This window comes from Actinomadura napierensis (genome assembly GCF_039529375.1).
Classification (GTDB): Bacteria; Actinomycetota; Actinomycetes; order Streptosporangiales; family Streptosporangiaceae; genus Spirillospora; species Spirillospora napierensis.
Genome location: NZ_BAAAMR010000099.1, coordinates 1 through 12,229, shown reverse-complemented (window position 1 = coordinate 12,229; position 12,229 = coordinate 1). Strand labels below are relative to the sequence as shown.

Sequence of the window (12,229 nt, the reverse complement as noted above, 5' to 3'; positions counted from 1 at the left end):
AACGGAAATCCGTTGCGCCCAAACCCGCAGGATCGGCAGCATGCGGGGATGGTCCCGCCCCGCGACGCCGCACCCGCCGCGCCGCCGCCCGCCGCCGGTGAACGCCTGCCCTGGACGGCCGTCCCCGCCGCCCTGCGCGCCGCCGTCGAGGACGCGCTCGGCGGACGCGTCGCCGAGGCGGCCACCCAGCACGGCGGGTTCTCTCCGGGCGTGGCCGCCCGCCTGCGGCTCGCCGACGGCCGCCGCGCCTTCGTCAAGGCGGTCGGCCCGCACCCCAACCCCGACAGCCCGGACATCCACCGATCGGAGGCGTCCATCGCCGCCGCGCTGCCCGCCCACGCGCCCACGCCCGCGTTCCTCGGGTCGTTCGACCGCGACGGCTGGGTGGTCCTGCTGTTCGAGGACGTGGACGGCGCGCCCCCGGCACAGCCCTGGATTCGCGCGGAACTGGACCCGTCCTGGCCGCCGTGGACGACCTGGCCCGCAGCTTGACGCCCGCCCCCGCCCGCGCCCCGTCCGCCGAGACCCGCTTCGCCGACGCGTTCCGCGGTTGGCGCCTCCTCGCCGACGCCCACCGCCGGGGCGAGGACGACCTGACCGGCCTCGACCCGTGGGCCGCCCGGTGCCTGTCGCGATTGGCGGCCCGGGAGCCCGCCTGGCCCGCCGCCGTCCACGGCACCACCCTGGCCCACGCCGACCTGCGCGCCGACAACCTCCTCCTCACCCACGACCGCGTGGTCGTCGTCGACTGGCCCTGGGCGTGCACGGCCGCGCCCTGGTTCGACCTGCTCCTGTTCCTCCCCAGCGTGCGCATGCAGGGCGGCCCGCCCTGCGAACCGCTCTTCGCCGCGCACCCCCTCGCCCGGGACGCAGACCCCGACGCGGTGACGACCGCCCTCGTTGCCTGGGCGGGCTTCCTCATCCGGCAGGGCCGCCAACCAGCACCGCCCGGCCTGCCCACCCTCCGCGACTTCCAGACCGCCCAGGGCGTCGCCGCCCTCGAATGGCTGAGAACCCGCACGCGCTGGCAGTAGCACGCCGATGAGCGACGACCCGGTCGTGCTCATCCACGGCCGGGCCCTGCTGGAGGGAAGCCCGGACATCGCGGTCGCGCACAGCGACCTGCGGGGTCAGCCCTGCGGCCTGCCGCCTCGGACCGGGAACTCGGCCCACACGGTGGTGCCGGCGCCTTCCGGGCGGTACCCCCACCGCGACGCGAGCGCCCCGACGATGTGGAGTCCCCGGCCGCTCTCACCCTCCGGCACCGTCCGCACCACCGGCCGCGCGCCGTTCGCGCCATCGTCGGTCACCTCGGCGCGCAGTACGCCCCGTCCGGCCCACAGCGAGATCGTGAACTTCCCGCCCTTGCCGGACGCGGTGTGCCGGATCCCGTTTGCGGCGAGCTCGTCCACCACCAGCGCCATGTCCGCCAGCAGTTCGTCACCGGGCGCGACGTACCCGGGAACGAACGTATCCCGCAGAAAAAGCCGAACATAAGGGACGGAACGCTCAATTCCTGGAAGCGTGAGCGCCCCCAGAAGCTCCATGGCGTTCTCCTGTGCCGTCCACACGTCCCGAGCCTCGCCGGATGTCATCGCGCCCTTCCTCTCTTCGATACCGGCAAGGGTCATGGTCTCCTGGCCATCTCAACAACAGGCTTCTAGGAGATGAGGTGTATTCCTCCGGCCGCCCGCAGGAAAGGTGAACTTGCGAAGAACGAATATTTCTAACTTCTCGCTGGAGGGAGGCGATCAAGTACGGAGTGTGACAACGTGCGGCTCATGGGATACGACCGGCAGACCTACCGCCGCCGGAAGATCGGCGACTCGCTGCGCATGTTCCGCGAAAGCCTCGGCCTGACGCAGAAGGCCGCGTGCCGGCTCCTCGACCGCTCGCAGGCGTCGCTCAGCGCCTATGAGAACGGCCACCGTGCCATTCGCCCCCGCGATCTCAAACACATTCTGGACGTTTACGGCGTCACGGACGACCTCGTCCGCAGCCGCCTGCTCTCCCTCGCCGCCCAGGGCCGCCAGGACGGCTGGTGGCACGACTTCGACGAGCGCCTCGCCCCGGGCGTCGTCGACTTCGCCTCCCTCGAAGCCGACGCCTCAAGCGTTCGAATGTTCCAGCCTCTTCTGGTGCACGGACTCCTGCAGGAGGAGGACTATGCCCGCGCGGTGATCGCAGACTCGGGAAGCGCGCTTCGCAGCTCACGCGATATCGATACGGAGATCAGCTTCAGGCTCCACCGTCAGCGTCTTCACGATCAAGAGCGCCCACCGAAGATGTCGGTCGTACTCGGCGAACCGGCACTCCGGCAAGCCATGGGCGGTGCCGCGGTGATGCGTCGCCAACTGCGCAAGCTGGTGGTCATGAGTGAGTGGCCGCACATCGACCTGCAAATCCTTCCATTCTCCGCCGGTGCGCATCCAGGGGGCGACGGACCTTTTACTATCCTTGGCGTCGGGTCCGCTGGCCTGTTCGAGGTCGTCGCGATCGACAGTCTCACCAGGAGTTGGTACGTGGACGAGCCGTCGGACGTGGACCACTACTGTGAGTCGTTCGAGAGACTTCGGGAGATCGCGCTGTCGGAAATCGATTCCCGGGCGTTCATCGAGCGGATATTGTCCGAACTATGAACGAGCGGAACCTCTCAGCGGCACGGTGGCGGACCAGTAGTTACAGCTCGGGGCAGGGAACTCAGTGCGTCGAGGTCGCAAGCTTGCACCAGCACATCGGCGCGCGGGACTCGAAAGATCCGGCCGGGCCGGTGCTTGCGTTCGCGTTGGGGGAGTGGGCGGCGTTCCTCGGGGACGTGAAGCGCGGCGTGTACGACGGCTGAGTGGCTATCGGCTGCCCCGCGCAGTTTCCGCTGGCCGCCGGTCAGGGCTGCGGGTTGCGGACGGATCCGGCGATCGTCGTGGTGACGATCCTGCGGACGGCCTCGGCGTCCGGCGGGGGACCGGTCCGGTCGGCGAAGAGCAGGTGCCCGGCGCCGATCAGCATGGGGGCCAGCGCGTCGAGGTCGGCGTCGGCGGCGATGCGGCCGAGGTCGCGTTCGGCGGCGAGGTAGGACGTGATCATGGCCGTCGCCTCGGACAGCAGCGGGACGCCGGTCGGCCTTGTCGCGCGGAGCCGGGCGCGCAGCTCGTCCCGCGAGGTGATGAGGGCGACGACGGCCACCGCGACCGTGCCGAACACCTCGGTCAGGGCGTCGGCGAGGTTGCCGGTGACGGTGCCGGTCCCGGCGGACTCGTCGAGGGCGGCGCGCTGGGCGTCGATCCCGGCGATGCGGTCCTGCACGAGTTCGGTGAGGAACGTGTCGAAGTCGCTGAAGTGCCGGTGCAGGACCCCCTTGGCGCAGCGCGCCTCGTCGGTGACGGCCCGGCTGGTCAGCGCGTTCGGCCCGTCCCTCAGCAGGACGCGCTCGGCGGCGTCGAACAGCTGCCGGCGCGCGTCGCGCAGCGCCACCCCGGTCGGCACGGTGCACCTCTCCTTCCGCTCGCCCGTTGACATAGTGGGCGAGCGCCCATTTATAGTGGGCAGATGACCACTATACCGCCGGAGCGGGCCCCGGCCCCTCACCAGCACCGGAAGGTCGCCGAATCCTTCGGCGCCGATACCGAGCGCTACGACCGCACCCGCCCGCCCTACCCCGGCGCCCTCATCGAACGGATCGTCGAGGGCAGCCCCGGACGCGACGTCCTCGACATCGGCTGCGGCACCGGCATCGAGGCGCGGCAGTTCCAGGCGGCCGGGTGCCGGGTCCTCGGCGTGGAGCCCGACGCCCGGATGGCCGCGTTCGCGCGCGGCACCGGCGTCGAGGTGGAGGTGGCGACGATCGAGGAATGGGACCCGGCCGGCCGGACGTTCGACGCGGCCGTCGCCGGCACGGCCTGGCACTGGGTGGACCCGGTCGCCGGCGCCGCCAAAGCGGCGCAGGTGCTGCGCCCCGCCGGCCGCCTGGCCGTCTTCTGGCACGCGTTCGAGTTGCCGGCCGAGGTCACCGAGGCCTTCGCCGCGGTCTACCGGCGCGTGGCACCGGACTCGCCGTTCAACATGCAGGCGGCGCGACCGGGCGGAGACCCCTACGGCGCCATCCTCGACAAGGCCGCCGACGGCATGGAGGAGACCGGCGCCTTCGCCGCCCCTGACCGGTGGCGCTTCGAATGGGAGCGCACCTACACCCGCGACGAGTGGCTCGACCAGATGCCCACGCAGGGCCCCCTCACCTGGCTGCAGCCGGAGCAGGTGGCGGAGGTACTGGACAGCGTCGGGTCTGCGATCGACGCGCTGGGCGGTTCGTTCACCATGCCCTACGCCACCGTCGCCCTCACCGCCACCCGTCGCCCGCCCGAATAAACGGCTTGCGCCGGCATGCCATGCTGGCACCCGTGATCACGAGAATCGAGTCACCCGCCCGCCGGTGAGCGAGCGCACCGAGCCGGGAGCGCTCGGAGACCAGAGCAGCCTGTACGACCACGCCCTCCGCCTGCACCGGCCGACCCCGGAGGCGCCCCTCCCTCGCGACGGCATGCCGTACCCCGACGAGGACCGCCACAGGCGGAGAGGACCCCGGGAGTCCCCGGTCGATCGCCGCCGACGCGGCATGGCGGCGGCCGCGATCCTCGACGCCTACTTCGCGCGGCCGGACGCCCATCCTGACGACCTGGTCTGGGCTTTCCACGAGGTGGACGTCCCGATCCACCGCAACGAGCACATCACCGCAGCCGCCCTGCGCGCCGAGGCGGAGGGCGTCCGGCGGACCGGGCGATGGCTGGTCCGGCACAGCCCTGACCGCTGCTCGGTGCTGATCGGTCTGGCGTTGCTGGCGACCGGCGGGGCGGAGGAGGACGTCCAGCTCGTCCGCACCATCGGGCTGCTCTCCGACACCTTCGGAGCACTCACCGCCGATGCGCTCGAACGGAGAAGCGATGGCGCCGCCGCCCTCCTCTGGCTCGCCGAACGCGTCGGCGGCTGGGGCCGCGTGTACGTCGTCAAGGCGCTCTGTCGCAGAGGTGGGGACGAGGCCCGATCGTGGCTGCTGAGACGAGCGTGCGACGGCGACCTCCTGAACGGATGCTTCGCGGGCCTGGTCGCCACCGCCGCCCATCTCCACGAAGCGATCACCTGTGACGCCCCTGACGACGAGGACGCACATGTCGGGCATCTCGCTCGCCAGAAGCCGTCCTGGACGCGCTACGTGCGCGCAGCGCACATCGCCGACCATCTCGCCCAGAGCGAGCCCGGCCGCTTCGGCCTGACGCCCGAGCGGCGCGACGACCTCCTCGGGCGCTATCTGGACGTGCTTCGCCACCCGGAATGGTCCGCGGCGGCGCGAGCCGCGGTGGACCCGGAGCATGCGGGCGCCCACGGGCGTGGTGATAGTCACATTGGTGGTTAGTCAATAGTTTGACTAGGAAGGTCGGCGCTATCTTCGGATCATGTCGTTGCGTCACGCGGTGATGGCCGCGCTGCTGGAGGGCGAGGCGTCCGGGTACGACCTGGCCAAGGGGTTCGACGCGTCGGTGGCCAACTTCTGGATGGCCACGCCGCAGCAGCTGTACCGGGAGCTCGACCGGATGCGCGAGGCCGGCCTGGTCGAGGCGCGGGTCGTCCAGCAGGAGCGGCGGCCGAACAAGCGGCTGTTCTCGCTGACCGAGGCGGGCCGGCGGGAGCTGCGGAAGTTCACCGCGAAGCCGCCGCGTCCGGGGGCGATCCGCGACGAGATGATGGTCATGGTGCAGGCCGTCGACGCGGGGGACGCGGAGGGCGTGCGGGCCGCGGTGGAGGAGCGGGTCGAGTGGGCGCGGGCGAAGATCGCCCGGTTCGAGCGGCTGCAGGTGAGGCTGCTGGACGGCCGCACCGAGGAGGAGTTCCTCGCGAACGCCGAGCGCGTCGGCCCCTACCTGACGCTGATGCGGGGGCTGGCGTTCGAGCGCGAGAACGAGCGGTGGGGCGAGTGGGCGCTGACCGTGCTGAGGCAGCGGGTCGGCTGATGGGGTACCTCCGGTACGTCGCGGTGGGGGACAGTCAGACGGAAGGGCTGAACGACGGCGACGAGCTGCGCGGCTTCCGGGGATGGGCCGACCGGCTGGCCGAGCTGCTCGCGGCGGGGGAGCCGGGCTTCCGCTACGCCAACCTCGCGGTGCGCGGGCGGATCGCCGCGCGGGTGCGGGCGGAGCAGACCGAGGCCGCGCTCGCCCTCGAACCGGACCTGGTGACGGTCATGGCAGGCATGAACGACCTGGTCCGACCGGGATTCGACGCGGGCGCCGTGACCGCGGAGCTGGAGGCGATGCTGTCGGCGTTCACCGCGTCCGGCGCGCGGGTGGTCACCTTCACCTTCCCCGACGTCGCGCGGATCGCGCCGCTGGTGCGGCATCTGCGGCCGAAGGTGATCGACTTCAACCGGCGCATCCGGGAGGCGGCCGGCCGCCATGGCGCCGTCGTGGTGGACACCTTCCCGCATCCGGTGACGACCGATCCGCGGCTGTGGAGCGCCGACCGCATCCACGCGAGCCCGCTCGGGCATGCGCGCATCGCGGCGGCCGCCGCCCACGCGCTCGGCCTGCCCGGCGCCGACGCGTCCTGGGCCGACCCGCTGCCGCTACTACGGCCCGTCCCGCCGTGGCGCCGGGCCGCGGCCGAGGCGGCGTGGGCGGCCGGGTTCATGGGGCCGTGGGCCGTGCGCCGGCTGCGGGGACGCTCGTCGGGGGACGGCCGCACCGCGAAGAGACCGCAGTTGGGGCCGGTCGTCCGGCCGTGAGGTCAGTCCTCCGGGCCGTCGGGCAGGCCGAGCATCCGCTCGAGGAGCGTGTGCAGGTAGGTGCGGAAGCGCTCCAGCTCGTCCGGTGAGATCCTGCGGTAGGGCCCGTCGGTCTCGGACGTGTCCTCGGCGGCCTGCTCGCGGCGCGCGCCGAGGGCGCGCTGGCTGAGGAAGCCCGAGATCATCCAGGGGATCGTCCAGATCGTCAGGTCGAGGTCGACGCCGGCGGGGACCGCCGCGCGCAGCGCCTCGACGATCCCGCCGAGCCGCGGGCGGACGTACTGCTCCTCCAGGTCGGCGGTGTCGGCGGCGTCGCCGGTCCGGCGGTGCAGCCACAGCCCGAGGTACTCGGGGTGCGCGGCGTAGAAGTCGAGGTACTCGTCCAGCAGCCGCTCGACGCCCTGCCGGGTGGGCGTGAAACCGCCGGCCGCGCCGCCGACGGCCTCCTTCTCGGCGTCGCTGGCGCGCCGCATCACCTCCCGGTACAGGTCGGTCTTGCCGCCGGTGAGGCGGTTGACGGTGCCGGTGTCGACGCCGGCCGCGTCGGCGATCAGCCGCGGGGAGGTCCCGTCGAACCCCAGCTCGGCGAACAGCCGGGTGGCGGCGTCGATGATCCGGTGCAGGTCGTCGGCGTCGGCGCTCATACTCCCGACATTAGCCACGCAGGGTAGCGAGCCGTGTCCGGATAGGTCATGGACGTGCCAAATCGGGCACCGCGCTCAGCCCTCGTGCAGGCCGCGCTCAGCCCTCGTAGGCGTTGACGAACCGGCCGAGGAGGCGGGCGAACTCGGCGCGCTCGGCGTCGGTCCAGTCGCGCATGGCCTTGGCGAAGTGCTCCTGCCGGGTGCGGCGGGTCGCCTCCACGACCGACCGGCCCGCCGGGGTCAGCTCCAGGTGGATGCGGCGGCCGTCCTCCTGGGACGCGACGCGGCGCACGTACCCGGACTTGACGGCCTCGGCGACGACGCGGCTGCCGCGCGAGGCGTCGACGCCGAGGCGGGCGGCGACGAGGCCGACGCTCATCTCCTGGCCGGGGCCGTCGGGGCCCTCGTCGACGACGTCGACGACGTGCAGGATCTGCACGTCGACGGGCAGGTTGTGGTCCCGGATCGCCGCCCTGCCGAGCCGCTGCCGGGACATGCCGCGGCGCAGCTTGACCATGTTCCGCTCGACGGCGTCCAGTGCCTCGTCGGTCATGCCGACCAGTCTAGTTGGGTTGCGGCACTCACATACGTGTGCTTAGCATTTAAATGCTTTCAGCATATGAATGAGAGGTGCACATGACGGTCACCCGAGAGGCTCCGGCGGGCATGAGCCACCGGAACCGGGTCCTGGTGTTCGGCGGGCTGATGCTCGCCGGCCTGATGTCCTCGCTGGACGCGACGGTCCTCGGCACCGCGCTGCCGACGATCGTCGGCGACCTCGGCGGGCTGGACCGGCTCGCCTGGGTCTCCACCGCGTACGTGCTGGCGACCAGCGTCACCGTCCCTCTGTCGGGACGGCTCGGCGACCTGTTCGGCCGCAGGCCGGTCTTCCTCACCGGGCTGATCGGCTTCCTGGCGGGCTCGGCGGCGTGCGGGGCGGCGCCGTCGATGGACGCGCTGATCGCGTTCCGCGTCGTCCAGGGAGCGGCGGCCGGCTGTCTGATGAGCTCGATGTTCGCGCTGACCGGGGAGCTGTTCGAACCCCGCGAGCGGGCGCGCTACCAGGGCTGTTCTGCGCTGGTCTTCGCCGTATCCAGCATTGCGGGGCCGCTGGTCGGCGGGTTCCTCACCGACCACGCGTCCTGGCGCTGGGTGTTCTACGTCAACCTGCCGCTGGGGCTGGCCGCCACCGCGACGACCGTGGCGTTCCTGCGGCTGCCGAAGCCGGACCGGCGGCCGCGGATCGACTACGCCGGCATCGTGCTGCTCGGCGCCGCGGTCACCTGCTTCACCCTGCTCACCAGCTGGGCCGGGACCCGGTACGCGTGGGACTCGGCCGAGATCCTCGCGCTCGCCGCCGGATCGGCGGTGCTGCTCGCCGCCTGGGTGCTCGCCGAGCGCCGCGCCGCCGAGGCGATCATCCCGCCCCGGCTGTTCAGCGACCGGTCGTTCGCGGTGGCGTGCGTGGTCGCGGCTGTGGGCGGCGCGACCGGCTTCGGCCTCGCCACCTACCTGCCGATGTTCTTCCAGGTCGTCGGGGGAGTGGGGGCCACCGAATCGGGGCTGCTGCTCCTGCCGATGATGATCGGCCTGCTGGTGGCGTCGATGGGCGCCGGGCGGTACATCGCGCGCACCGGCCGCTACCACCGGCTGCCCGCCGCGAGCATGGCGGTCAGCGCGGTCGGGGTCGCCCTGCTCGCCACCATGGACACGGGCACCGGCCTCGTCACCGCCGGGGCCTACATGACCGTCCTCGGCTTCGGTGCCGGGCTGTCGCAGCAGGTCGTGATGCTGATCGCGCAGAACGCCGCGCCCCGCCGCGACCTCGGCGCGGCCAGCTCCGGGGTGTTCGCGTCCCGGATGCTCGGCACCGCCGCCGGCATGGCCGTGTTCGGCGCCATCGTCTCCAGCCGGTTCGCCGAGGAGATCGGACGGCGCGTCCCGGCGGGCGAGGTCCCCGCGTTCGGCGACGCCGTTCGGCCCGAGGTGCTCGGCACCCTCCCCGGACCGGTCCGGCACGGCGTCGCCGAGGCGTTCGCGCAGGCGTTCTCCGACCTGTTCCTTGCCGGGCTGCCGCTGCTCGCGGCCGGCCTGGCGGCGGCGTTGCTGCTGAAGCACGTCCCACTGGGCCCGCGCGAGTGACCGCCCCGCCCGTACCTGGCGGCTACCCGCCGAGGTCGGCGTCGCTGACCAGCAGCGCGACCTGCACCCGGTTGTTCAGCCCCAGCTTCGTCAGCAGCCGCGACACGTACGCCTTCACCGTCGCCACGCTGAGCGACAGCTCCCTGCCGATCTCGCTGTTGGTCTTGCCCTGCCCGACCCGGACCGCGACGGCCCGCTCCCCCTCGCTGAGCCGCTCCAGCAGCTCCCGCGCGCGGGCCTTGCGCGGGTCGGCGCCGGCGTCGGCGACGAACGACATCATCTTGCGCAGCACCGCCGGCGACAGCATCGGCTCCCCGGCCGCGACCTGCCGGATCGCCTGGATGATCTCCGGCGGCGGGGTGTGCTTGAGCAGGAACCCGCTCGCGCCCGCCCGCATCGCGCGCAGGATGTGGTCGTCGGTGTCGAACGTGGTCAGCAGGATGATCTCCGGCGGGTCGCGGCGCGCGCACAGCAGCTCGGTCGCGGCCAGCCCGTCCATCCGCGGCATCCGGATGTCCATCAGCACCACGTCCGGGCGGTGCTCGTTGACCGCGGGCACCGCCTCGGCGCCGTCCGCGGCGTCCCCGACCACCCGCAGGTCGTCCGCGCCCGCCAGCATCATCGACAACCCCGACCGGACGAGCGCGTCATCGTCCACTATCAGCACGCGGATGGGCGGTGAGTCCATCCCCCAACCCTAGAGCCGCCGGACGCCGGTCACCGCCGCCGGACGCGGCGGCCGCTGACCTCCTGGGCCGTCAGGCTGAACCACGCGTCCCGCTCCCCGCCCGGCCACGGGTCGACCTGCACGGCGTGCGCCTTCTCCTCGTCCTCCATGGGATGGGCGCCGCCGCGCAGCAGCACGCTCCACCCCTCCTGGGTGCGCTCCTCGATCCGGTCGACCTCGAACGCGGCCCGGACCTGCCCGCCCGGGACGGCCGTCAGCAGGCTGCGGGTCAGCCGGCCCTCCAGCGAGGTGCGGAACACCACCGACCCGTCGTCGACGGTGTAGTTCACCGGGACGACCGTCGGCCCCTCGCCGTCGTCGAAGGCGACCCTGCCGATGCCGCCGGGCGCGATGAGCCGCAGGCACTCTTCCCGGTCGAGCTCTTCCAGGACGGGGTGTGCGGAGTCAGATGCCATGTCCTCGGCCATGCCCGCAAGTCCCGCCGCCATGCGTCCCGCCCGGACGCCGCCCGGCAGGTCAGCCGGGAAGCGGCAACCGGGCGTGCAGCCGGAACCCGCCGTCCCCGGTCCGGCCGTGCTCCAGCGTGCCGCCGAGGAGCGCGACCCGCTCGCCGAGGCCCACCAGGCCCGCCCCGGCGCCCGGCAGCACCGGGGTCGGTAGGCCCGGCGGGACCGGGTTGACGACCTCGATGGTCAGCGCCGTCCCGTCCGGCGCGTCGAGCGTCACCCGGACCCGCGCGCCGGGCGCGTGCTTGCGGGCGTTGGTCAGCCCCTCCTGGACGATCCGGTAGGCGTGCCGGCCGACCCGGACCGGGACCTTCGCCGGGTCCGGCACCCGGTCGTCCAGGACCACCCGCGCCCCGGCGGCGGACGACTCGCGCACCAGGTCCGGCACGTCGGCGAGCGCGGGCTGCGGGCGGTCGGCCTCCGCGCCGCCGGGATCGCCGCGCAGCACCCCGATCACCTCGCGCAGGTCCTCCATCGCCTCGTAGGCGCTCTGCCGGATGATCCCGGCGGCGGCGCGCTGGTCGGCGGGCGCGTCCGGGCGGAACTCCAGCGCCCCGGCGTGCACCGCCAGCAGCGAGATGCGGTGCGCGAGGACGTCGTGCATCTCCCGGGCGATCCGCTCGCGCTCCAGCAGCCGCGCCTCCTCGACCCGCAGCCGCTGCCCCTCCTCGGCGGCGCGCGCCCGGTCCTCCATCGACGCGATGAGCTGCCGCCGGGAGCGCACCAGCATCCCGGTCGTGATCAGCACCGCGTAGATCAGGCCGAAGATGACGGTGCCCTCGCGGAACTGGTCGCGGGGCGAGGTGATCCAGAAGAGCCCCACGATGAGGGCCATGTTGGCGCCGGCGATCGGCAGGAGCGTCCGCCAGGGGCGCAGCATCGCCAGCGAGTACATCGCGACGGCGGCCGTGCCCAGCGTGGACGTGGCCGTCCACTGAACGAACATCATCGTGACCGCGACGGCCACCGGGAAGCGGCGCCGGAACAGCAGCAGGAACACCAGGGACGCCGCGCCGACCGACAGGTCCAGCGGGACCACGATCCGCTGCCCGGGCGTGGGATCGTCCAGCGTCCCCTGAAGAAGCAGCAGGCCCAGCGCCGCAGCCCCCGCGGTGACGCCGAGGTCGCCGAGCCACTCCCGCCGCGAGCGCGGCAGGCCGAGCCGACCCGCGAGGCGGGGGAGGGCGGGGCCGGGATCCATGCCGTCAACGCTAGCGAGGCCGCGCCGGCCCCGGAGTGGCCCAGGGTCGGCGCGGGCATCGACTTTGGTCGACGGACGGACGGTCACCGGCGGCCCGGCAGGTGCCGGACGGCCAGCCCGGCGGTGACCAGCACGACGGCGGCGGCGACGAGGACGCCGATGTCGGCGCCGTGCACGAACGCGGCGGCGGCGGTGTCGCGCAGCGACGCGGCGGCCGGGGCCGCCAGCAGACAGCCGGTCCCGGTGGCGGCGCCGGTCGTCTCGCCCGCCGGGCCGTCC

General features: G+C 73.1%; 16 protein-coding genes and 1 pseudogene. 9 read left to right on the top strand and 8 right to left on the bottom strand.

Annotation, left to right across the window (positions count from 1 at the left end; all coding sequences use genetic code 11):
* Positions 1 to 48 precede the first annotated feature (48 nt).
* Complete coding sequence (locus ABD296_RS38040; protein ID WP_344279109.1) at positions 49 to 492, top strand: hypothetical protein; 444 nt, start codon at positions 49 to 51, stop codon at positions 490 to 492.
* The gene (locus tag ABD296_RS38035; RefSeq protein ID WP_344279106.1) at positions 468 to 1,034 is read left to right on the top strand and encodes a phosphotransferase; all 567 of its coding nucleotides are present in this window, start codon (positions 468 to 470) and stop codon (positions 1,032 to 1,034) included. Before ABD296_RS38040 ends, ABD296_RS38035 begins: the two co-directional genes overlap by 25 nt.
* Before the next feature lie 96 nt (positions 1,035 to 1,130).
* On the opposite strand, the gene ABD296_RS38030 is transcribed toward ABD296_RS38035, so the two are convergent.
* Positions 1,131 to 1,547, bottom strand: a complete 417-nt coding sequence (locus tag ABD296_RS38030; RefSeq protein ID WP_344279103.1) for an ATP-binding protein — start codon at positions 1,545 to 1,547, stop codon at positions 1,131 to 1,133.
* A 234-nt stretch (positions 1,548 to 1,781) separates the two neighbouring features.
* On the opposite strand from ABD296_RS38030, the gene ABD296_RS38025 reads away from it, so the two are divergent.
* Together ABD296_RS38025 and ABD296_RS38020 are read left to right on the top strand one after the other, a co-directional pair.
* Positions 1,782 to 2,639, top strand: a complete 858-nt coding sequence (locus ABD296_RS38025; protein WP_344279100.1) for a helix-turn-helix domain-containing protein — start codon at positions 1,782 to 1,784, stop codon at positions 2,637 to 2,639.
* Complete coding sequence (locus tag ABD296_RS38020) at positions 2,636 to 2,842, top strand: DUF397 domain-containing protein (RefSeq protein ID WP_344279097.1); 207 nt, start codon at positions 2,636 to 2,638, stop codon at positions 2,840 to 2,842. The genes ABD296_RS38025 and ABD296_RS38020 overlap by 4 nt, the downstream gene beginning before the upstream one ends.
* Before the next feature lie 41 nt (positions 2,843 to 2,883).
* On the opposite strand, the gene ABD296_RS38015 is transcribed toward ABD296_RS38020, so the two are convergent.
* The gene (locus tag ABD296_RS38015) at positions 2,884 to 3,483 is read right to left on the bottom strand and encodes a TetR/AcrR family transcriptional regulator (protein WP_344279094.1); all 600 of its coding nucleotides are present in this window, start codon (positions 3,481 to 3,483) and stop codon (positions 2,884 to 2,886) included.
* A gap of 63 nt (positions 3,484 to 3,546) precedes the next feature.
* Here ABD296_RS38015 and ABD296_RS38010 point away from each other — a divergent pair, with 63 nt between their 5' ends.
* From ABD296_RS38010 to ABD296_RS37995, 4 genes are all read left to right on the top strand, one after another.
* On the top strand, positions 3,547 to 4,362 hold the full coding sequence (locus tag ABD296_RS38010) for a class I SAM-dependent methyltransferase (RefSeq protein ID WP_344279091.1): 816 nt from the start codon (positions 3,547 to 3,549) through the stop codon (positions 4,360 to 4,362).
* A gap of 64 nt (positions 4,363 to 4,426) precedes the next feature.
* A complete protein-coding gene (locus tag ABD296_RS38005; RefSeq protein ID WP_344279088.1) occupies positions 4,427 to 5,404 on the top strand; it encodes a hypothetical protein in 978 nt (325 codons plus the stop codon).
* Between the two features lie 40 nt (positions 5,405 to 5,444).
* Positions 5,445 to 5,999, top strand: a complete 555-nt coding sequence (locus tag ABD296_RS38000) for a PadR family transcriptional regulator (RefSeq protein WP_344279085.1) — start codon at positions 5,445 to 5,447, stop codon at positions 5,997 to 5,999.
* Entirely contained in the window at positions 5,999 to 6,769 is a 771-nt protein-coding gene (locus tag ABD296_RS37995) for an SGNH/GDSL hydrolase family protein (protein ID WP_344279082.1), read from the top strand. The genes ABD296_RS38000 and ABD296_RS37995 overlap by 1 nt, the downstream gene beginning before the upstream one ends.
* Positions 6,770 to 6,771: 2 nt before the next feature.
* Here the strand turns inward: ABD296_RS37995 and ABD296_RS37990 are convergent, their stop codons facing one another.
* Positions 6,772 to 7,413: a TetR/AcrR family transcriptional regulator gene (locus tag ABD296_RS37990; protein WP_344279079.1), complete on the bottom strand. Its 642-nt coding sequence runs from the start codon at positions 7,411 to 7,413 to the stop codon at positions 6,772 to 6,774.
* Between the two features lie 97 nt (positions 7,414 to 7,510).
* The gene (locus ABD296_RS37985; protein ID WP_344279076.1) at positions 7,511 to 7,966 is read right to left on the bottom strand and encodes a MarR family winged helix-turn-helix transcriptional regulator; all 456 of its coding nucleotides are present in this window, start codon (positions 7,964 to 7,966) and stop codon (positions 7,511 to 7,513) included.
* A gap of 83 nt (positions 7,967 to 8,049) precedes the next feature.
* Between ABD296_RS37985 and ABD296_RS37980 the strand changes: the two genes are divergently transcribed.
* Positions 8,050 to 9,555, top strand: a complete 1,506-nt coding sequence (locus ABD296_RS37980) for an MDR family MFS transporter (protein ID WP_344279073.1) — start codon at positions 8,050 to 8,052, stop codon at positions 9,553 to 9,555.
* A gap of 22 nt (positions 9,556 to 9,577) precedes the next feature.
* On the opposite strand, the gene ABD296_RS37975 is transcribed toward ABD296_RS37980, so the two are convergent.
* The 4 genes and pseudogenes from ABD296_RS37975 to ABD296_RS37960 all read right to left on the bottom strand — a co-directional run.
* Positions 9,578 to 10,243 (bottom strand): response regulator transcription factor, encoded by a 666-nt coding sequence (locus tag ABD296_RS37975; protein ID WP_344279070.1) that lies wholly within the window; start codon positions 10,241 to 10,243, stop codon positions 9,578 to 9,580.
* 29 nt (positions 10,244 to 10,272) lie between these two features.
* Entirely contained in the window at positions 10,273 to 10,698 is a 426-nt protein-coding gene (locus ABD296_RS37970; protein WP_344279067.1) for a pyridoxamine 5'-phosphate oxidase family protein, read from the bottom strand.
* Positions 10,699 to 10,759: 61 nt separating this feature from the next.
* Entirely contained in the window at positions 10,760 to 11,950 is a 1,191-nt protein-coding gene (locus tag ABD296_RS37965; RefSeq protein ID WP_344279064.1) for a sensor histidine kinase, read from the bottom strand.
* An 83-nt stretch (positions 11,951 to 12,033) separates the two neighbouring features.
* Positions 12,034 to 12,229, bottom strand: a pseudogene (locus ABD296_RS37960) (MFS transporter); the annotation flags it as partial.